Consider the following 20,116-nt stretch of genomic DNA (forward strand, 5'->3'; position numbering starts at 1 on the left):
CATGTCAGCGCCCACAATGTCGGCCTGGACCCGGTGGCCTATCTCCAGGCCATTCCGCCCGAGGTCGTCGGCGAAATCCATGTCGCCGGGCATGAGGCCATCAGCCATGACGGCCGCCCCGTGCTGCTGGACACCCATGGCGGTCCCGTGGCCGACGCGGTGTGGGACCTGTACCGCCAGGCCGTGACCCGCTTCGGCCCCCGGCCCACCCTGGTGGAGCGCGACACCAACATTCCACCGCTGGCGGAGCTGCTGGCCGAAGCCGCCCGCGCCGACGCCATCGCCCTGGACGTGACCGTGGACGTGACCGTGGCCGGCGGAGGATCCCATGCCCACGCTGCTTGAGCGCCAACGGGCGGTGCGCGACTGGGTGCTGGCCCCGCCGGACATGGCGGGCGTGGCCCCGTTGCCGAACACCGGCCTGCATCGCGGCAGCACGCTGGGCGGCCTGGCGGCGGTTCTGGCCGACACCTTCCCGGTGGTGCGGCGCCTGGTGGGGGAGGATTGCTTCATCGCCCTGGCCCAGGCTTACGTGCGCCATCAGCCGCCGGCGGACGCGCCGCTGTTGCGCTACGGCGCCGGCTTTCCCGCCTGGCTGGCCGGGCAGACGGTGGCGACGCGGCTGCCCTATCTCAGCGACGTGGCCCGCCTGGAGGCGGCCTGGAACCACGCCTATCACGCGCCGGAAGCCGATCCCCTGGACGGCGGCGCGCTGGCGGCCCTGGGCGACGCGGTGGAGGATGCTGTCTGGCACCTGCATCCCAGCCACCGCTTCGTCGCCTCCACCTGGCCCATCGACCTGATCTGGCGGGCCAACCAACCGGACCAGCCGGACACGGCGGTGGACCTGGACGCCGCCCGGGTCCGGGGCGACACCCATGTGCTGCTGGTCCGCCCGGCGGCCGAAGTCCTGCTGATGCGCCTGTCCCCCGGCGCCTTCGCCCTGCTGATGGCGTTGGCGGCCGGCCTGACCCTGGGAAGCGCCTGGGACAACGCGTTGGCCCTGGACGCGGGCTTCGATCTGGAACACGAATTGACCGGCCTGTTGGCGGCCCAAGTCTTCTGCGGAGTGGAATTATCATGACGGCGCGAACGACGGCCGAATCCAGACCCGCGCCGGTGGCCCTGGCGCTTTCCCTCATCCACCGGCTGGAGCGGGTGCCGCGCGGGCTGGACGCCCTGCTGTGGCGCCTGGCCGCCGCCACGGTCTTCTGGCGCTCCGGCCAGACCAAGGTGACGGGGTTCCACATCAACGACACCACCTTCGACCTGTTCCGGGATGAGTACAAGGTGCCCCTGGTCCCGCCGGAGGTGGCGGCCGTGCTGGCCAGCATCACCGAGAACCTGTGCGCCGTCCTGCTGGTCATCGGCCTGGCGTCGCGCCTGTCTGCCGGCGCCCTGTTCGGCATGACCCTGGTGATCGAGATCTTCGTCTATCCGGACAGCTGGCCCGACCATCTGCTGTGGTCGGCCGTGCTGGTGCCCATCCTGCTGCGCGGCCCCGGCGCCCTGTCGCTGGATCACCTGATCCGCCGGCGGTTCGAGTAGCCTTTGATCCCGCCTTGGGCGACACTGCGCCACGCCGGGACCCAAGAGACGACCGCCACCCATGGAAATGAACCAGGTGCGCTATTTCGTGGCGCTGTGCGAAACCCTGAACTTCACCAAGGCGGCGGAGGCTTGCGGTGTCGCCCAGCCCTCGCTGACCAAAGCCATCCAGAAGCTGGAGGAGGAGCTGGGCGGGCCGCTGTTCGTGCGCGAACGCACCCTGACCCACCTGTCCGACCTGGGCCGCCTGATGCGCCCCCATTTGGAGGCGGTGTTCCATGCCAGCGAATCCGCCAAGCTGGAGGCGCGCAGCTTCGGCAAGCTGGAAAAGGGCCGGGTGCGCCTGGGTGTCATGTGCACCATCGGCCCCACCCGCCTGGTGGGCTTCCTGAAGCGCTTCCGCGCCGCCCTGCCCTCGGTGGAGGTGGCGCTGCGTGACGCGCCGGGGCGGGAGGTGCTGGCCCTGCTGATGGAGGGGGAGCTGGACTGCGCCCTGCTGGGCATCCCCAACCTGCCGGACCGGGTGGAGGCGCGTCCCCTGTACCGTGAGCGCTATACCGTCGCCTTCGCCCCCGGCCACCGGTTCGAGGCCATGGACGTGGTGCCGCTGAAGGAACTGGACCAGGAGGACTACCTGAACCGGGTGAACTGCGAATATCCGCAGCACTTCGACACCCTGGGCATCCCCGACCCCGCCGACGTCCGCGTCTGTTATGAAAGCGAGCGGGAGGACTGGATCCAGGCCATGATCCTGGCCGGTCTGGGCTGCGCCGTCATGCCGGAGTTCCTGCCCATGCTGCCCGGCATCGCCACCCGCCCCCTGATCGAGCCCGAGTTGTCCCGCACCGTCAGCCTGGCCAGCGTGGCCGGCCGCCGCCACTCCCCCGCCTTGCGCGAATTCATGGCCCTGGCCCGGCGGTATGAATGGGGCGCCCCTGTGGAGACGGCCGCCGCGTAAATCCTTCCCGTGGCCCCTTGTTCTGTATATTGTATCCAATTATCAGCGCCGCCTAAGAGGGCTGGCATGGAACATGGCGGCAAGGGGTCCTGAAATCATGACGCACATCAACAAGCCGGTGGCCGAAGCCGCCACAGGTCCGCGCCGGCGTGACGTCATGCTGGCCGCCGGTGGCGTCGCGGCGGGCGCCATGCTGGCGGGGCCGGCGCAGGCCGTGGCGGGCACGGCCAGGACGGCCGCGCAGGCCTTCACCCTGGCCTTCAACGGCGCGGGCCTGACCAGCCTGCGCGCCGCCGGCGACAGCTTCGATACCGATTACCTGGAGCCGGGCCAGGCGCTGGGGCATGTCACCCTGGCCTACCGCCCCCTGGCCGACCACCGCGACGGCGCCGCCCCCTGGCGCACCGTCAGCACCCGGGATTTGACGCCCACCCGGCTGGAGCAGCCCGACGCCCAGGGCCGGGTGGCGGTGTATGAGATCGCGGACGGGGCCGGGCCGGCGCTGGGCCTGGTCGTCCGCCTTGGCGTGGAGAATGGCGCGCTGAGCTGGCAGGTGGCGTTGACCAACCAATCAGGAGCGCCGTTGGAGATCGGGGACCTGGTCCTGCCCCTGCCCTTCCATACCGAGTTCAAGGCCAAGCAGCCGGCCACGTCCACCGTGCTGAAGCACAGCTTCATCTCTGGCCACGGCTCCTTCCTGTTCTGGATGCGGTCCAACAGCGTGGGGCCCTACCTGGTCATGACCCCGGAACGGAAGACACAGTTCGAGTACTGGGAGCCCCGCCAGGGCGCCAAGCAGGACAGCGACAGTCCCGATCATGCCTATCGTCCCTATGGCGTCTTCATCCACGCCGCCGCCACGGGTGAGGCGATGCGCGCGGCCGGCGGACGCTGGCGCCAGCCGCTGACCAGCCTGACATTGAAGCCCGGCGACACCCGTCGCTTCGGCGCCCGCTTCACCTGGGCAGCCGACTATGACGGCGTGCGCGACACCCTGGTGGCCCAGGGCGGGATCGATGTGGAGGTGGCGCAAGGCATGACCCTGCCCACCGACCTGCCCGGCCGCATCGCGCTGCGCACCCAGGACAGCATCGTCGCGGTGGAGGCTGAGTATCCGGACCAGACCACCATCCGGGACCTGGGCACCCGCAACGGCCGCCGTATCTATGAGCTGCGCTTCCGCCGCCTGGGCGAGAACCTGGTCACCATCCGCCACGGCGCCAAAGGGAGCGGTCAACGCACCACCCGGCTGGAGTTCTTCGCGACCGAGCCGGTGGAAACCCTGGTCAAGAAGCGCGCCGCCTTCATCGCCGCGCACCAGCACCGCGACCCGGCCAAGTGGTACGATGGCCTGCTGGCGGAATGGAACATGGAGACCCAGACCCTGCTGGGCCCCGACAACTACGACCGCATCACCGGCTGGCGCATCTATGAGGTCACCTGTGACGACCCGGGCCTGAGCAAACCGGCCTACCTCGCCAGCAAGAACGCCGAGCATCCGGTGCAGGCGGAGGTTTCGGCGCTTGACTATTACGTGGAGCATTTCGTCTGGGGCGGGCTGCAACGCACGACGGAGGAGGAGGACAGCTACGCCCTCTATGGCATTCCCGACTGGAAGAAGAACCGCGACAGCGCCGACCCCGGCCCCAAGGGGCGCAAGCACTATTGGCGGCCCTACGACTACCCGCACATCATCGCGATGTATCTGGGCCTGTACCGCGTCGCCACCCGCCATCCGGCCATCACCACCCGGCTGGATGCCGCCACATACCTGGAGCGCGCCTTCGGCACCGCGCGCGCCCTGTTCACCATCCCGATGAAGATCGCGGAATGGAGCGCGTATGAGACCGGCTTCTACAACGAGGTGGTGATCCCCGAGCTGATCGACGCCCTGGACGCCGCCGGAGAGAGCGCCAAGGCGGCGGAACTGCGCGGCCACTGGGTGCGCAAGGTCGACTTCTTCGTCAACGGCAAGCCCGACCTGTTCGGGTCGGAATATCCCTTCGATTCAACCGGCTTCGAATCCACCCAGGCCATGGCCCGCTATGCCCTGGACCATGCCGGCCAGCCGGGCTTTCCTGTCACCAGCCGGGCGGCCGCCAAGCGCTTCGCCGACGCGCAGATCGCCGCCAACCTGTTCTGTCGCGGCGTCATCGAGCCCACCTATTATTACCTGGGCAGCGACTACCGCGCCGCCGGCGGCGACGCCTTCACCCTGACCTACATGGCGCAGATGGGTGGCTGGGCCCTGCTGGACCATGCGCTGAACGACGCCGATGATCCCCGCCCCCTCCTGCGCCTGGCCTGGACCTCCTACCTCAGCGCCTGGGCCCTGGTGAACAGCGGCACGGCGGAAAGCGGCCACGGCTACTGGTACCCGGGGGCCGCCAATGACGGCGCGTCCGGCGGCGGGTTCGAGCCCTCGTCCCATGGCACCACCTGGCTGGGCCAGCCCCACCACCGGGGCAGCTGGTACTATTCCAGCGAAAGCGACCTGGGCTTCTGCGGCGCCCTGCGCATGGCCGCCACCCTGGTCAGCGACGACCCCGTGTTCGGCCGCTTCTGCTTCGGCGGCACGCTGACCGAGGAGGGCGGCTGGCTGAGGATCACGCCCCGCGACGGCGTCCGCCGCCGCCTGCACGCCCGCCTGCAACACGCCCGCCTGGCCCGCCAGCGCCTGGACCTGGAGGTGCAGGGCGCCCGCTTCGCCCCCAGCGACAGCATCGCCTGGCATCCCACCGACGCGCGCCTGCGCCTGACCCTGGACGGCGAGGCCCAGCGCCAGCCCCCCAGCCTGCGCCTGCGCGGCCTGCCCAAGGGCCGCTACCGGGTGACGGGGGGCGGCGTGCTGATGGTGACCGGTGAGGCGCCATGGGTGACGGTGGCGCTGCCGGCGGGGGTGCGGGAGGTGGCGGTGGAGCGAGTGTGAAGCGTGGCTTGCCTTAAATTCGCCTTCACGCGGCATCATGAACGCGCGAGAGTTGCGTGTTCATGATGCCTTTCTCGGAGGACGAATTGGGTGGCCTGCGACAAACAAACATAGACACCTCCGCAGATGCATGCCGCACAGTTCTTCGCCATTTCCTGGCCGTCGCGGCCTTCCTCCTGCCAACGGCCACGGCCTGTGCCCAACCCTCACTGAGCGGCGCGGAACAGGCCTGTGCCCTTCTTCATGACCGCTATCAATTAGAATGCGCGAAAGACAATTTCCTGCTGGAACGGAACAACGTGCCATTCCTGGACAGGACCGGCGCGCAGGATCGCGATGGGTTCTTCGCCAACGTGGCGAACGGCATCACCGTCATGGGCGATATGGGCATGCCCGCCTCCGCCCCAGTCTTGGTTTTCCCCGATGGCGCCGCCATCCCCTTATATGCCCTCGACTTTGTCGCGAAGCACAAAGTCCATGCAGTGGAGGACGACTATGGTGAAGGCTCGCCGATCTGGAAGACCCATCTGGGCGTGCTCGGGATGGAGGGCGATGACACCTGTTATATCTTTCCCAGCGCTCTGGGGAAAGGCATTGCCGAATACTGCATTCCAACGAAGGACTTCCGGGATTGGCGTAGCGTGACCGCCGACGCCCCGGCGGATGGGGCGGCCACTGCATTCGATGACGCATCGCTGACGGGGATCAGCGTCAGCGACATTCTGGTCGGGAAAGGCACCCTGATCGCCCTGCACCATCCCTCATTTCGGCGGTTGGGCGTCACCGTGACCACCGACGGGGACAGGCGGATTGTCAAGGTCGCACGGAATATGCGGCCTTCTTCCAGTGATACTATTGGGCTTTCCATCAAATCCCCCGGGTCGTTCATCATCGATTTCGAAATTGATGCCAAACAGGAAGAATATATTTTAGACGTGACCGACCAGGAAATTCAAATTCGGCCAAATAACGGCGTCCACCGGCGTTTCTATTCATTGCATTGGCAGCGTCAGCATCGATACACATCCACATCCATGTCGATTTATTGCGCAGGCACGGACGCCGCCGCAGCGGACCGGTGCCGTGTGTTTTCACCCATCGCTGGCAAGTTCGGCGCCCTTAAATCGGAAAACGCCGCCGGCTACTTTACCCACGCCGGGTGGAACGCTGTGCCCAGCTTCGTCGCCACCTATGAGATTCCACCCGGCAGCGATGTGGATGCGCTGAAGGCGGCCTTGCAAGCCGCCCTGCCCGATACGGATGATGGCGTCACCTACAGGTTTTTCATTGAATGGAAGGGGCCGGCGGGCATGGGGTATTGCAACCACCGCCAGTGCGGACCGCTTTCCGAGGAAATCGCCAATACGCCGGTGAATTAGGTCGCCCCTTTGCCCATGCCCTGTCTGGTGCGATAGAAGACAGGTGCGATGCTCAACAACCAGCCGGCTCCTATGACCCGCCTCGACACATTCTGCAAAATCGCCCTGTGGGTGCTGGGCTTCCTGCTGATCGTGGGCGGGTGCATGGCCATCTTCCCCGCCCTGTTCCTGACGGTGGTGGCCGCCAACGATACCGCGCAAGGCGGGACGGCGCCGGGCATGGTGTGGCTGCTGATGCCCCTGGCGGTGATGGGCGTGCCGGTGCTGATCCTGCTGTCAGCGCGCAAGTTCCCAGCCCACGTCAAGCACCACGCCCTGGCCATGGTGCTGGCCTGGGCGGGAGCGCTGTACCTGTTCGGGCGGTTCTGGCTGCATCGCTGAGCAGGCGCCAGCCTCAGTCACCGCCGGGATAGTCGCCCCGCTTCACCAGCATCTGGCACAACTGCTTGCCAAACGTGCTCATGAACTCGTTGATCAGCGCCTCGTCGCGCCGATAGAAGGTCCACTGCCCCACGCGGTGGGAGGTCAGCAGGCCGGCGCGTTGCAGGATGGCGAGGTAGGTTGAGACGGTGGACTGTGACAGGGCCGTCTTTTCCAGGATGCGGGTGACGCACACGCCCTTGTCCAGGGGGTAGCCGTCCGGCTGGGCGGCGAAGTGGGTGGCGGGGTCCTTCAGCCACATCAGGATGTCGCGCCGGACCGGATTGGCCAGGGCCTTCAGGATCGCTTCCACATCCATCGCGTCGACACCCCGTGAAACCGGGGAAGGCGGCGGCGCCCTCCCCGGCCCAACAATCACACCACCAGCCGGTCCAGCGACGCGCGGTCGAAGGGGATCACTTGGTCCACGCGGCCGTCGCGGACCTTGATGGCCCAATCGGGATCGCTGAGCAAGACCCGGCCCACGCCCAGCAGGTCGAAATCCCCCCGCGCCAGGGCCTGGGCCGCCTGGTCCACGTCGGTGGGCTTCACCTCGAAGGCGTCGCGGTTGGCGAACATGCCGACCTTGAAGGCGTCGTCCAGGCCGACGCTGCCCACGGCGATGACGGGCTTGCCCGTCAGGCGCTTGGTCCAGGCCGCCAGCGTGTCGGGGGAGCCGTCGAAGGCCGGCTCCCAATAGCGGCGGGTGCTGACGTGGAAGACGTCCACCCCGGCCTCGGCCAGCGGCGTCAGGATGCGGCCCAATTCCTCCGGCGTCTGGGTGATCTTGGCGCCGTAGTCGCCGCCCTTCCACTGGGAAAAGCGGAAGACGATGGGGAAGTCCGGGCTGACGGCGGCGCGCACGGCCCGCACCACCTCCACGGCGAAGCGCACGCGGTTCTCCAGGCTGCCGCCATAGGCGTCGGTGCGCTGGTTGGTCTTTTCCCAGAAGAAGTCGTCGATCAGGTAGCCATGGGCGCCGTGCAGCTCGGCGCCGTCGAAGCCGATGCGCTCCGCATCCGCGGCGGCCTGGGCGAAGGCGGCGATGACGGCGTCGATATCGGCCTGGGTCATGGCCCGCACCACCTCGACCCCGTTGTCCACGATGGCGGAGGGGCCGTAGCCCGGCACCGCCGGGTCCGGCTCCACGCCCGCGCGGCGGGCGACGCCCACATGCCACAGCTGCGGAATGATGCGGCCGCCCGCCTCATGCACGGCGTCCACCACCCGCTTCCAGCCGGCCAGCGCGGCCTCGCCATGGAAGGCCGGGACCTGGGGATAGCCGTTGGCGGCGGGATGGTTGACATAAGTGCCTTCGGTGATCAGCAGGCCGACGCCGCCCCGCACCCGGCGGCGGTAATAGGCCACGACGTCCTCACCCGGAACCCCGCCCGGCGACTTGTTCCGGGTCATGGGCGCCATCACCACCCGGTTGGCCAGGATGTGCCGACCAAAGGCGAAGGGCTGGAACAAGGGGGCGACGGTGGCGTTGACGGGATGAGCCCCGGGCGCCGTGGCCGGAGTCGCGCCGGAAACGGCGCCCGGGGCGGGAATGACGGTGTCCATGGCTATGCCTTGGCTGGTTGGCGGAAGATTGTGACTTCGGTATATCGCGTTTTCTCGATATATCAAGTGCCTGGTTTGCCGCCCTTTTTACCAACGCGAAATGTTGCGGCGCAAACCGACGCCGGACGAACTGTCCTAAACGGTTGATGGCCTATGGTGTGCGTCGGGAAATGCGCTACGCTTTGATGACAGGCTTCACCAAGCCCAAGGAAACCGTAGACGCAGATTGGGTTCATGCGCGCCGACAGGGCGCCCTAACATCAGGAGGACAGCAGGATGGCGGCACCCGTGTCAGCCCGTGCGAGCCTATTGGAAACCGGGCGTAATGATGCGCTGCAGCGGAACCTGATCCCCTGTTTCGACGCCTTCTACGGTGCGGCGCTGACCTTGATCGACGACTGGAACGCCCCCACCCGGCCCCGGGTGCTGGACCTGGGCTCCAACGGCGGCCTGTTCGCCTCCTTCGTGCGCGGCCGCCTGCCCCACGCCCACCTGCATCTGGTGGAAGAGACACCGGCCGCGCTGGAGCAAAGCCGCCGCCGCTTCGCCGGCGACGCCCGCGTCAGCTTCGCGATGGCGGAGTTGGACCAGGCCGACCTGCGCGGCCCCTGGGACCTGATCATCACCAGCCTGGCCATCCACCATCTGGACCACAGCGCCAAGCGCGACCTGTACGGCCGCGTCAACCAGGTGCTGGCCCCTGGCGGCCTGTTCATCAGCGCCGAGCAGGTGGCGGGCCCCACGGCGGAGCTGGAGAGCCAGTATGACCGCCTGTGGCAGGCGGAGGCGGGCGACCTGGGCGTGCCGGCGGTGGAACTGTCCCGCGCCCGCGACCGCCTGCGCCAGGACCACTGCGCCACCCTGGGCGAACAGCTGATGTGGATGGCGGAGGCCGGCCTGGCCGATGTCGATTGCGCCTTCAAGCACTGGCGCTTCGCCGTCATGAGCGCGCGGCATCACTGAGCCGAAACCGGCCACCGGGCGGCTTTGGGTGGCAATCGGCGTCCCAGTCCGTAAAGTGGGACGGTTCGTCGCACCCCGAGCCTAGGTCCCCCGCCCATGATCAAGTCCCTGGTCCGCCACATCCATTACCGGGTGGAGCGTTTCCTCGCCCTGGACAATTGGGGTGAGATCCTGCTGCTGGCCCTGTCGGTGGCGGGGCTGGCCGTGGCCAATTCGGCCTGGGGGCCCGGCTATTTCCATCTGCTGCACGCGCCGCTGGGCGTCGGGCCCGCCACCCTTTCGGTGGAACAGTGGGTGAATGACCTGCTGATGGCGCTGTTCTTCCTGCTGGTGGGGCTGGAGATCAAGCGGGAGATGGTGGGCGGCGACCTGTCCACCCCTTCCCAGGTCGCCCTGCCCGGTATCGCGGCGCTGGGTGGTGTGCTTTTCCCGGTGCTGATCTATGTCGCGGTGAACCGGGGCGACGCGGCGGCGCTGACCGGATGGGCCACGCCGGCGGCCACCGACATCGCCTTCGCCCTGGCGGCCTTATCCGCCTTCGGGCGCGGGCTGCCCCGATCCGCCCTCCTGTTCCTGTCGTCGCTGGCCATCTTCGACGACCTGGCGGCCATCCTGATCATCGCCCTGTTCTACAGCGGCGGCCTGTCGTGGCCGGATCTGGGCTGGGCAGCGGTGGCCTTGGTGACGCTGCTGGGCATGAACCGCCTGGGCGTGCGCCGGCTGGCGCCCTATCTGGTGGTGGGGCTGGCCCTGTGGGTGGCGGTGCTGCGCTCCGGCGTGCACGCCACCATGGCGGGCGTGCTGCTGGCGATGACCATCCCGATGGGCAGCGCGGAGGATGAGGCGGCCGGCCGCTCCCCCCTGCACCGGCTGGAGGGCGCCCTGCACCCCGTCGTCTATTTCGGGGTGCTGCCCCTGTTCGGCTTCGCCAACGCCGGTGTCAGCTTCCAGGGCCTGGGCTGGGCCAGCCTGCTGGATCCCGTGCCGCTGGGCATCGCCCTGGGCCTGTTCCTGGGCAAGCAGGTTGGCGTCTTCGCCTTCACGCTGGCGGCGGTGCGGCTGGGCCTGGCCAAGCTGCCGGCGCAGGTGGGCTGGGGCGCGCTTTACGGCATCGCCATGCTGTGCGGCATCGGCTTCACCATGAGCCTGTTCATCGCCGGCCTGGCCTTCCCTGAGGCGGGCGTGGCGGGAGAGGCCAAGCTGGGGGTGTTCGCCGGATCCCTGATATCGGCGCTGGGCGGCGGCTTGTGGCTGCTGGCGGCGCGGCGCCGGGCCTAAAGACTGGCCCCGGCCAGCGCCCCCTGGGCCAGCAGCATGTGCAGCATGCCCTGCAGATCCAGGGCCGGCTCCACCGCCAGGCCGGCGGCGGCGGCATCCGCCAAGGTCTGGCCGTCCAGCAGCGCCTGGATGGCGGCGGCGGCCCCCGGCGGCAGGGAAACGCAGACGATGCCGTCGGCCGGCCTCAGCACCAGCACCTCCTCCTCCCCCGGCATCGGCGGGGGCACGGCCGCCGCCTCATCCTCCTGCGCCTGGCGCCACAGGGGCAGCACATCGTGGCCCAGCCACAGCACCCGGGCAGCGGGGTGGGGTATGAAGCGCAACTGGGCATAATCGCCCGGCGGGAAGGCGGCCAGTCGCTCCGCCGTCAGCGGCGGGGCGTCGGCGGCGAAATAGGCCTCCATCACCGCCCATTCCAGGCGCGCCATGTCGGCCGCCCCGATATCCCGCGCCGCCAGCGCCTGGGGAAAGCCGCCGCCATAAGCCGACAGCTGCGGCCGGTCGGGCGGGCTGTGGCGCGCGAAGTCCAGCGCCGCCACCCGAAAGGCCGGGATGCCCATGAGGCGCAGGGTGACCGGGAAGGCGGCGGCCAGCGCCTCCGCCAGGGACTGTTGCACATTGGCGCGGTAGATCTTCAGCCGCGCCCGGGCCAGGGGGCCGGCGGCCAGGTCGACCCCTCCCCCATCGGCCCCGCTGTCAACCGCCAGCAAGGCCCGCCGCATCTGCGCCTGGAAGGCCTCAAGCATGGCGGGCCACCCCGCCTTCGTCCACCCAACCTTGGGCCACCCTGTCGAGGTGGGCCTGGGCGCGAGCGGCCTCACCCAGCAGCACCGCCAGCGGCGGCACGTCCATGTCCCACTCCACCAGCACCGGCAGCGGGCCGGTGCGGGACAGGACCCCGGTCAGCAGATCCCATACCCCGTCCGACACCACGCTGCCGTGATCGTCGATCAGCACCACGGCGTCGGGCCCGGCGTCCGGCCCCACCCAGGGGGCGAAGGCCTCGCGCCGATGGCCGGCCACGTGGATCTCCCCCACCGCCCATAGGGGGAAGTCCGCCAGGTACCCGGCCGCGTCGAAGCCCAGGTTGTGGGCGCTGACGGCCACGTTGTTCACGTCCAGCAGCAGGCCGCAGCCGGTGCGGGCGGCCAGTTCGGCCAGGAAGCGCGGCTCCGGCATCGCCTCCTCCCCCGGAGGCAGGGTCAGGGGCATGTAGAGGGAGGGGTTTTCCACCAGCAGGCGGCGGCCCAACGCATCCTGGGCCTGGGCCACGTTGGCCGCGACCACGTCCAGCGTTCCCGCCGTCAACGGCAGGGGCAGCAGGTCGTTCAGGTAGGCGCCGCCGGTGCCGGCCCAGGCCAGATGGTCGGACACCTGATCGGGCTGCAACCGGTCGTACAGGCGGCGCAGGTTGGCCAGGTGTGCCGAATCGAGGCCGCCAGCGGCCCCCAACGACAGGCCGACCCCGTGGCAGGATAGGGGATAGTCGCGCCGGATGGCCTCCAGCCCCGCCAGGCGCGGGCCCCCCGCCACCAGATAGGTTTCGCTGTGCACCTCCAGCCAGGCGACGTCCGGGCGGTCGTCGGCCAGGAAGGCCGGCACATGCGGATGGCGCAGGCCGATGCCGGCCCGGCGGGGCAGGGTCACCACGGATGGGACGGCCGGGCGAGCGGCGACGGTGTCCATGGGGCCGCCAGTCAGCCCCCGGGGGCCTGGCCAGGGGCCTTGGGCGCCTTGCCCACGCCCTTGAAGGGCTTCAGCTTGCCGCCCTGCGTCCGGCAGGTGCCCTTTTTCACATCCAGGAATTCCTGGCCGTCATAGTCGACCTTGGACAGGGCGCCGCAATCATGGGTGCCGGCGGCCGACGCGCACGAATTCTCCCCCGCCTTGGCGATGCCGTAGCACTTCTCCATGCCCTTGGGCGCCGGCCCGTCGTGCGCGCGGGCGGTGGCGCCGGCGACGTTCAGCGCGGCCAGGGCGCCGGCCAGGGCCAGGGCGGCCTTCAAGGCGGGGGTTCTATCGGTCATCAGGCCATCCTTTAGGCAGAGGTCGGGCGCCATCGCGCGCCCCGGGGAATCCCACCGGCAGGGTGAGCAGGCCAGACCCTACGCCCTTTGCCGCCAGGGCAAAACCCCTGGAGTATGTGTGAAATCGTCCCATGCGCCCGGCGATTGGTGCGGCAAATGGAACAATGATTCCCAGATGACCTTGATTGTGGGCCCGCCGCCGGCGACTTAGATTATGCCCGTACCGTCCGCCGCCGCCCTCAGACGGGTGGCGGTTGGCCTTCCCTTTCCCCTCCCGGCCATTCGGCCCGCTTTCCACGCCAAGGAATAAAACCATGAAGCGCATTCCCGCCCTGATGCTGGCCGCCGCCCTGCTCGCCGCCGCCCCCGCCACCGCCCTGGCCCAGGCGACCACGGACCTGACCAAGGTCGAAGGTGGCCATTTCACCCTGGACAAGAGCCACGCCAAGGTGGTGTTCGCCATCACCCACTTCGGCTTCTCCACCTACTACGGCGCTTTCCCGGACCTGGAAGGGACCCTGGACTTCGATCCCAAGGCCCCGGCCAAGAGCAAGCTGGACGTGACCATCAACGTGAAGGGCCTGTCCACCGCCAACCCGAAGCTGGATGAGCACCTGAACAGCGCTGACTTCTTCGACACGGCGAAGTTCCCGACCGCCACCTTCAAGGCCACCAAGATCGAAGTGACCGGCGCCACCACCGGCAAGATCATCGGTGACCTGACCCTGCACGGCGTGACCAAGCCCGTGACCCTGGACGCCACCTTCCACGGCGGCGGCGCCAACCCGATGACCAAGGCCTATGTCGTCGGCTTCGACGCCAAGACCCAGGTGAAGCGGTCGGAGTTCGGCGTGGACAAGTACGTGCCGTACGTGAGCGACGAGGTCGAGCTGCTGATCAGCGGTGAGTTCGACCGCGCCCAGTAATCAGTATAAAGTGGTTGAGTATCCATGACTGAAGGGGGAAGCCGGACCATGACCGTCTCGGCGCGTTACATCTCGGCGCGTTACAATGGTGTGGCCATCCTGGTCCACTGGCTGACCGTCATCGCCATCATCGGCCTGTTGATCATGGGCTGGACGATGACGTCGCTGCCGCCCGGCTCCCCCGACCAGTTCAAGCTGTTCCAGTTGCACAAGTCGGTGGGCATCACCGTGCTGGCCCTGACCCTGTTCCGGGCGGCCTGGCGCGTGGCCCACCGGCCGCCGCCCCTCCCGGCCCACATGCCGGTGTGGGAGAAGGCGGCCGCCCACCTGGGCCATCTGGGGCTGTACGCCCTGCTGCTGGGCATGCCCCTGACCGGCTGGGCCGTCGTCTCCACCTCCAAATTCAACATCCCAACCGTGCTGTACGGCCTCATCCCCTTCCCCCACATGCCCGTGCTGGCCGACCTGGAGAACAAGGCGCCTATCAACGACGTGGTGTCGGAGGCGCATGAGCTGGCCGCCTGGATCCTGGTGGCCCTGGTCGTGGTCCACGCCCTGGCGGCGCTGCGCCACCACTTCCTGGCGAAGGACGACGTGCTGCTGCGCATGGTCCCCCGCTTCGGCCGCCGGGCCTGAGCCCCGGCCCCCTTCCTGATAGAGGATGATCCCATGAAGTTCCTCGCCCCCTTCGCGGCCGCCACCCTGGGCGCCCTGCTGCTGGCCGGTCCGGCCTCGGCCGCCAGTTGGACCGTGGACACCGCCCACAGCAAGCTGGGCTTCACCGGCAGCCAGAGCGGCGCCGCCTTCAGCGGGACCTTCACCCGCTGGGACGCGGCCATCGACTTCGACCCCGCCAACCCCGCCACCGGCCACGCCACCGTCACCATCGACATGGCCAGCGCCAAGACCGGCGACGTGCAGAAGGACCAGTCCCTGCCCGAGGCCGACTGGTTCAGCATCAAGGCCTTCCCCAAGGCGGTGTTCGAGGCCACGACCTTCAAGTCCAAGGGCGGCAACCAGTATGAGGCCGTGGGCACCCTGACCATCCGCGGCATCAAGAAGGACGTCGTCCTGCCCTTCACCCTGGACGTGGCCGGCGGCAAGGCCCACGCGGTGGGCAAGCTGGACCTGGTGCGCACCGACTATGGCGTCGGCCAGGGCGCCTGGGGCGACGGCAAGATGGTGGCGCTGAACGTCGGCGTCACCGTTGACCTGACCGCGACGACCAAGTAAGCGCCAGGCCACCCATCCGACCCGGTAAGCGGCCCCGGCGCCACGGCGTCCGGGGCCGTTCCGTTTACAACGTATGCTACGCGGGGTCGCAGACGCCGCCACGTCCGCGTGGATTACCATCCGGGACCCTCACACCGTACCGGAGCGTCCCATGATCCCGCGCCTGCCCATCCTGGCCGCCGCCCTGCTGGTGTCCACCCCCGCGGCCGCCGCCTCCTGGGCGGTGGACCAAGCCCAGAGCCAGCTGGGATTCATCGGCCACCAAAGCGGCAAGGAATTCACCGGCCGCTTCGCCCGCTGGGACGCCGCCATCGACTTCGACCCGGCCGACCCCGCCACCGGCCACGCCCGCGTGACCATCGCCATGGGCAGCGCCACCATCGGCGAGGCGGAAAAGGACGAGGCCCTGCCGGGCGCGGACTGGTTCAATGTCCAGGCCTTCCCCGAGGCCGTGTTCGAGGCCACGACCTTCAGCGCCGCCGGGGACGGCCGGTATGAGGCGCGGGGGACCCTGACCATCCGGGGCATCCGGAAAGACGTCACCCTGCCCTTCACGTTGGAGATGACCGATGGCAAGGCCCACGCCGTGGGCAAGCTGGACCTGGTGCGCACCGACTATGACGTCGGCGGCCACGGCCTGTTCAGCAAGGGCCGGTCGGTGGATCTGGATGTGGCGGTGACGATGGACCTGGTGGCCACGGCACGGCCCTGACGGGGACCCACCAAAGGGTAGGCGGGCCGGGCGCATTGGGGGAGTGCCCCCCGACGCCATGATGCAGCGCAAAGACTCACGTCCTTTCATCGGGTTATCTTTTTCCAGACGGACCCATTGTTGAGGAGACCCCGCCCGATGCGCGCCCATGACGTGATGACTGATGATGTGTTGACCGTGGCGCCCGATACGCCGGTCAGCCGCATCGCGGCACTGTTGCTGGACCGCGGCGTCAGCGCCGCCCCCGTGGTGGACAGCCACGGCGGCGTCATCGGCATGGTCAGCGAAGGCGACTTGATCGACCGGGAGGAGGCCCGCGCGGCCAGCGAGGCCCGGCGCGACTGGTGGCTGGCCTTGGTGGCGGAGGGCGAGCAATTACCCCCCGGCTACCTGTCGGACGCCCAGAAGCGGGAGCGCACCGCCCGCGACGTCATGGCCGCCCCCGTCATCACCGTGGACATCAACACCGATACGGCCGACATCGCCCGCCTGCTGATCACCCACGGCATCAAGCGGGTACCGGTGGTGCTGGACGGGTCGCTGGTGGGTATCGTGTCGCGCGCCGACCTGCTGAGGGTGCTGGCGGCCGAGCCGGCGGAGAAGACCGAACCGGCGCACCGCCCGGGGCTGTTCCAGCGGTGGGAGAAGAAGGCGCCGGCCCCGGAGGCCAGGCCGGCACCGGCGCATGAGCCGCTGTTCAGCGCCGCCGACTTCCGCCACCTGGTGGGCAGCTTCCACGACGACAACGCCCGCCAGCTGGCCAACCAGCGCAAGGAGGCGCTGGCCCGCCGGCAGGAGAAGGTGCAGGCGCTGATCGACCACCACGTGGCCGACCATGGCTGGCACAAGCTGTTGGAAGGAGCGCACGACGCCGCCGCGCGCGGGGAGAAGGAGTTCCAGTTGCTGCGCTTCCCGGCGGAGCTGTGCAGCGACGGCGCCCGCGCCATCAACGCCCCGGAACCGGATTGGCCCCGCACCCTGCGCGGCGAGGCGGCGGAAATCTACCAGCGCTGGAAGCACGAGCTGCAGCCGGCGGGCTTCAGCCTGACCGCCCGCGTCCTGGACTTCCCCAACGGCTTCCCCGGCGACGTCGGCCTGTTCCTGGTGTGGGGCGACGGGGATGAGTGAAGTGAGATCCACACAGGATAATAAGGAATTCGCCCACCTGAAAGCCGCTGTCACGGAGGCCGACGCGGATCTTCGCGCCGTTTCGCACGAAGAGATGCGGGTATGGCTCGAAGGCCTGGCCAGCGGCGATTTCGAGGCGCCGCCGCCAGTGGCGCGTCATCTATAGGGAAACGGAATGGAAGAGCGCCGATGCCGGGGTCGGCGCCCTTTGATTATCCCATGTTCAGATGTTCGACGTATCCCGCACCGCGCCGCGTGAGGCGGAGGTGGCGAAGTAGGCGTAGGCCTTGAGCGCGCCGGAAACCTGGCGGTCGCGGCTGACGGGCTTCCAGGCTTTCGCGCCCTTGGCCTTCATGGCGTCACGGCGACGCTCCAGTTCCGTATCCGCCACGTCCAGGTGGATGGAGCGGTTGGGGATGTCGATGACGATGCGGTCCCCTTCCTCCACCAGGCCGATGGTTCCGCCCTCCGCCGCCTCGGGCGAGACGTGGCCGATGGACAGGCCGGAACTGCCACCGGAGAAGCGGCCATCGGTCACCAGGGCGCAGACCTTGCCCAGGCCCTTGGACTTCAGATAGCTGGTTGGGTAGAGCATCTCCTGCATGCCGGGGCCGCCGCGCGGGCCTTCGTAGCGGATCAGCACGACATCGCCCGCCGCGACGCGGTTGCCCAGGATGGCCGACACCGCGTCGTCCTGGCTTTCGAACACGCGGGCCTTGCCGGTGAAGGTCAGGGCCGCCGGGTCCACGCCGGCCGTCTTCACGATGCAGCCGTCCACCGCCAGGTTGCCGTACAGCACGGCCAAGCCGCCGTCCTGGCTGAAGGCGTGCTCCTTGTTGCGGATGACGCCGTTCACCCGGTCGCGGTCCAGGCTGGTGTAGCGCGACGCCTGGCTGAAGGCCTGGGTGGTGCGCACGCCGCCGGGGGCGGCGGCGTAGAACTCGGCGATGTCGGCGTCGTTGGCGCGGGTGATGTCCCAGCGGTCCACGGCGGCGCCGATGGTGGCGGCATGCACGGTGGGCACGTCGCGGTGCAGCAGGCCAGCGCGGTCCAGTTCACCCAGGATGCCCATGATGCCGCCGGCGCGGTGCACGTCCTCGATATGCACGGTGGCGGAGGACGGCGCCACCTTGCACAGGTGGGGCACGCGGCGCGACATGCGGTCGATGTCGGCCATGGTGAAGTCCACCCCGCCCTCATACGCCGCCGCCAGCAGGTGCAGCACCGTGTTGGTGGACCCACCCATGGCGATGTCCAGCGCGATGGCGTTCTCAAAGCTCTCGAACGTGGCGATGGAGCGCGGCAGGACGCTGGCGTCGTCGTTCTCATACCAGCGCCTGGCGATCTCCACCGCCGTGCGGCCGGCCCGCAGGAAAAGGGCCTTGCGGTCAGCGTGGGTGGCCAGCACCGTGCCGTTGCCGGGCAGGCCCAGGCCCAGCGCCTCCACCAGGCAGTTCATGGAATTGGCGGTGAACATGCCGGAGCAGGAGCCGCAGGTGGGGCAGGCGTTCTGTTCCAGCGCCTGGACCTCGGCGTCGCTGACCCGGTCATCGGCGGCGGCCACCATGGCGTCGATCAGGTCGACGGAGCGGATCTCGCCGTGCACCGGGGCCTTGCCGGCCTCCATCGGGCCGCCGGAGACGAACACGGTGGGGATGTTGAGGCGCAGGGCCGCCATCAGCATGCCGGGAGTGATCTTGTCGCAGTTGGAGATGCACACCAGCGCGTCGGCGCAGTGGGCGTTGACCATGTACTCCACCGCGTCGGCGATGACCTCGCGCGAGGGCAGGCTGTACAGCATGCCGGCATGGCCCATGGCGATGCCGTCGTCCACCGCGATGGTGTTGAATTCCTTGGCCACGCCGCCGGCGGCCACCACCTCGCCCGCCACCAGCTGACCCAGGTCCTTCAGGTGCACGTGGCCGGGCACGAACTGGGTGAAGGAATTGGCGATGGCGACGATGGGCTTGCCGAAATCGGCATCCGTCATACCGGTGGCGCGCCACAGGCCGCGGGCGCCGGCCATGTTGCGGCCATGGGTGGTGGTACGGGAGCGAAGCTGGGGCACGGAACCAGATCCTGAAAGATTGTTACCTGACTAGGGCCAATTTCTAAAACTATCTGGCCCGGGAGGCAACCTTTCCAGTAGGCCGCGATGCGCCCGGCGGGCATGCCAGCAGCGCGGGATAGGAAGCCGCCCCCCATCTATACCCGGGACACCAGCCCCCGCACGCGGTTGATGTTGATGGCGGCACGGTAAGGCCGGCCGTCAGCGCCCAGGCGCGCGCCCGGTGCCAGGCGAAGGATATCGCGGTGGTAGAAGTCGATGCCAGCGTAGGGATCACCCAGGAAGGCCACCCGGCCCCGGTCCAGCACCAGCAGGCTGTCGCACGCCTCCTCCAGCAGGGCGCTGGTGTGGCTGATGATCAGCACAGTGCGCCCCTCGCCGCACAGCTGCTTGATGCGGCGACGGCATTTATCCTGGAACTGTTCATCCCCCACCGCCAGGATCTCGTCCAGCAGCAGCACCTCATTGCGGATATGGGCGGAGACGGCGAAGGCCAGGCGCATGTACATGCCGATGGAATAATGCTTCACCGGCGTGTTCAGGAAATCGGCGATTTCAGCGAAGTCGATGATGGCGTCCACCGCCTCGCGCGCCTCGGCCTGCGTCATCCCGAGGATGGCGCCGCTGAAGTCGATGTTCTCCCGTCCCGTCAGCTCGGGATGGAAGCCGGAGCCTATCTCCAGCAGGGCGCCCACCCGGCCGCGCACCCGCGCCTCGCCCTTGGTGGGCGCGGTGATGCGCGACAGGATGCGCATCAGCGTGGTCTTGCCGGAACCGTTGCGCCCGATGATGCCCATCACCCCGCCCTGGGGCACGGTGAAACTGACGTCATCCAAGGCCCAGAAGCCGGCGGCCCCATCGGCGGGCGCCCGTCGGCCGGCCAGCAAGTCATAGATCATGCCACCGCGCCCACCGCCATAGCGCTTGGACAGGTGTCGCACCTCCACCGCCGGCGCGCGATCAAACGTATACAGGGTCATG

Annotated in this window: 21 protein-coding genes; 14 read left to right on the forward strand and 7 right to left on the reverse strand. The window is 68.7% G+C overall.

Going from position 1 to position 20,116, the window contains the following annotated elements:
- The 7 genes from I55_RS17290 to I55_RS17320 all read left to right on the forward strand — a co-directional run.
- A partial coding sequence (locus tag I55_RS17290; RefSeq protein WP_148293796.1) for a DUF692 family multinuclear iron-containing protein occupies nt 1-345 on the forward strand: 345 nt, incomplete at its 5' end.
- Nucleotides 329-1,084, forward strand: a complete 756-nt coding sequence (locus I55_RS17295) for a DNA-binding domain-containing protein (protein WP_049974223.1) — start codon at nt 329-331, stop codon at nt 1,082-1,084. The genes I55_RS17290 and I55_RS17295, both read left to right, overlap by 17 nt.
- A complete protein-coding gene (locus I55_RS17300; protein ID WP_044561825.1) occupies nt 1,081-1,548 on the forward strand; it encodes a DoxX family protein in 468 nt (155 codons plus the stop codon). Before I55_RS17295 ends, I55_RS17300 begins: the two co-directional genes overlap by 4 nt.
- 61 nt (nt 1,549-1,609) lie before the next feature.
- Nucleotides 1,610-2,506 (forward strand): LysR family transcriptional regulator, encoded by an 897-nt coding sequence (locus I55_RS17305; RefSeq protein ID WP_044561826.1) that lies wholly within the window; start codon nt 1,610-1,612, stop codon nt 2,504-2,506.
- Nucleotides 2,507-2,603: 97 nt separating this feature from the next.
- Complete coding sequence (locus I55_RS17310; protein WP_083901190.1) at nt 2,604-5,435, forward strand: DUF5695 domain-containing protein; 2,832 nt, start codon at nt 2,604-2,606, stop codon at nt 5,433-5,435.
- A 62-nt stretch (nt 5,436-5,497) separates the two neighbouring features.
- Nucleotides 5,498-6,814 (forward strand): hypothetical protein, encoded by a 1,317-nt coding sequence (locus tag I55_RS17315; RefSeq protein WP_148293797.1) that lies wholly within the window; start codon nt 5,498-5,500, stop codon nt 6,812-6,814.
- A gap of 72 nt (nt 6,815-6,886) precedes the next feature.
- A complete protein-coding gene (locus tag I55_RS17320; protein WP_044561828.1) occupies nt 6,887-7,195 on the forward strand; it encodes a hypothetical protein in 309 nt (102 codons plus the stop codon).
- A 13-nt stretch (nt 7,196-7,208) separates the two neighbouring features.
- Here the strand turns inward: I55_RS17320 and I55_RS17325 are convergent, their stop codons facing one another.
- Together I55_RS17325 and I55_RS17330 are read right to left on the reverse strand one after the other, a co-directional pair.
- The gene (locus tag I55_RS17325; protein ID WP_044561829.1) at nt 7,209-7,553 is read right to left on the reverse strand and encodes a helix-turn-helix transcriptional regulator; all 345 of its coding nucleotides are present in this window, start codon (nt 7,551-7,553) and stop codon (nt 7,209-7,211) included.
- A gap of 56 nt (nt 7,554-7,609) precedes the next feature.
- Nucleotides 7,610-8,800 (reverse strand): NADH:flavin oxidoreductase, encoded by a 1,191-nt coding sequence (locus tag I55_RS17330; protein WP_083901191.1) that lies wholly within the window; start codon nt 8,798-8,800, stop codon nt 7,610-7,612.
- Nucleotides 8,801-9,088: 288 nt separating this feature from the next.
- Between I55_RS17330 and I55_RS17335 the strand changes: the two genes are divergently transcribed.
- Both I55_RS17335 and nhaA read left to right on the forward strand, forming a co-directional pair.
- Nucleotides 9,089-9,763, forward strand: a complete 675-nt coding sequence (locus I55_RS17335) for a trans-aconitate 2-methyltransferase (protein WP_199902628.1) — start codon at nt 9,089-9,091, stop codon at nt 9,761-9,763.
- Nucleotides 9,764-9,859: 96 nt separating this feature from the next.
- Nucleotides 9,860-11,041, forward strand: coding sequence for a Na+/H+ antiporter NhaA (gene nhaA, locus I55_RS17340; RefSeq protein ID WP_044561831.1), 1,182 nt, complete (start codon nt 9,860-9,862; stop codon nt 11,039-11,041).
- Here nhaA and I55_RS17345 read toward each other — a convergent pair.
- Genes I55_RS17345 through I55_RS17355 form a run of 3 tightly spaced genes read right to left on the reverse strand, consistent with a single transcriptional unit; the run spans nt 11,038 to nt 13,068 of the window.
- The gene (locus tag I55_RS17345; RefSeq protein WP_049974225.1) at nt 11,038-11,787 is read right to left on the reverse strand and encodes a DNA-binding domain-containing protein; all 750 of its coding nucleotides are present in this window, start codon (nt 11,785-11,787) and stop codon (nt 11,038-11,040) included. The genes nhaA and I55_RS17345 overlap by 4 nt on opposite strands.
- Entirely contained in the window at nt 11,780-12,727 is a 948-nt protein-coding gene (locus I55_RS17350; RefSeq protein ID WP_044561832.1) for a DUF692 family multinuclear iron-containing protein, read from the reverse strand. Before I55_RS17350 ends, I55_RS17345 begins: the two co-directional genes overlap by 8 nt.
- An 11-nt stretch (nt 12,728-12,738) precedes the next feature.
- Nucleotides 12,739-13,068: a DUF2282 domain-containing protein gene (locus I55_RS17355; protein ID WP_083901192.1), complete on the reverse strand. Its 330-nt coding sequence runs from the start codon at nt 13,066-13,068 to the stop codon at nt 12,739-12,741.
- 314 nt (nt 13,069-13,382) lie between these two features.
- Here I55_RS17355 and I55_RS17360 point away from each other — a divergent pair, with 314 nt between their 5' ends.
- The 5 genes from I55_RS17360 to I55_RS17380 all read left to right on the forward strand — a co-directional run bounded on the left by I55_RS17360 (nt 13,383) and on the right by I55_RS17380 (nt 17,067).
- Complete coding sequence (locus I55_RS17360) at nt 13,383-13,994, forward strand: YceI family protein (RefSeq protein ID WP_199902629.1); 612 nt, start codon at nt 13,383-13,385, stop codon at nt 13,992-13,994.
- 48 nt (nt 13,995-14,042) lie between these two features.
- Nucleotides 14,043-14,630, forward strand: coding sequence for a cytochrome b (locus I55_RS17365; protein ID WP_044561834.1), 588 nt, complete (start codon nt 14,043-14,045; stop codon nt 14,628-14,630).
- A gap of 33 nt (nt 14,631-14,663) precedes the next feature.
- On the forward strand, nt 14,664-15,227 hold the full coding sequence (locus I55_RS17370) for a YceI family protein (RefSeq protein WP_044561835.1): 564 nt from the start codon (nt 14,664-14,666) through the stop codon (nt 15,225-15,227).
- A 151-nt stretch (nt 15,228-15,378) separates the two neighbouring features.
- Nucleotides 15,379-15,939, forward strand: coding sequence for a YceI family protein (locus tag I55_RS17375; protein WP_044561836.1), 561 nt, complete (start codon nt 15,379-15,381; stop codon nt 15,937-15,939).
- Nucleotides 15,940-16,077: 138 nt separating this feature from the next.
- Nucleotides 16,078-17,067, forward strand: a complete 990-nt coding sequence (locus I55_RS17380; protein ID WP_044561837.1) for a CBS domain-containing protein — start codon at nt 16,078-16,080, stop codon at nt 17,065-17,067.
- 223 nt (nt 17,068-17,290) lie between these two features.
- Here the strand turns inward: I55_RS17380 and ilvD are convergent, their stop codons facing one another.
- Entirely contained in the window at nt 17,291-19,135 is a 1,845-nt protein-coding gene (gene ilvD, locus I55_RS17385; protein ID WP_044561838.1) for a dihydroxy-acid dehydratase, read from the reverse strand.
- 137 nt (nt 19,136-19,272) lie between these two features.
- A complete protein-coding gene (locus I55_RS17390) occupies nt 19,273-20,115 on the reverse strand; it encodes an ABC transporter ATP-binding protein (RefSeq protein WP_049974226.1) in 843 nt (280 codons plus the stop codon).
- Between the last annotated feature and the right edge of the window lies 1 nt (nt 20,116).

It is taken from the genome of Azospirillum sp. B4 (assembly GCF_000333275.1).
In the GTDB taxonomy this organism is placed as follows: domain Bacteria; phylum Pseudomonadota; class Alphaproteobacteria; order Azospirillales; family Azospirillaceae; genus Nitrospirillum.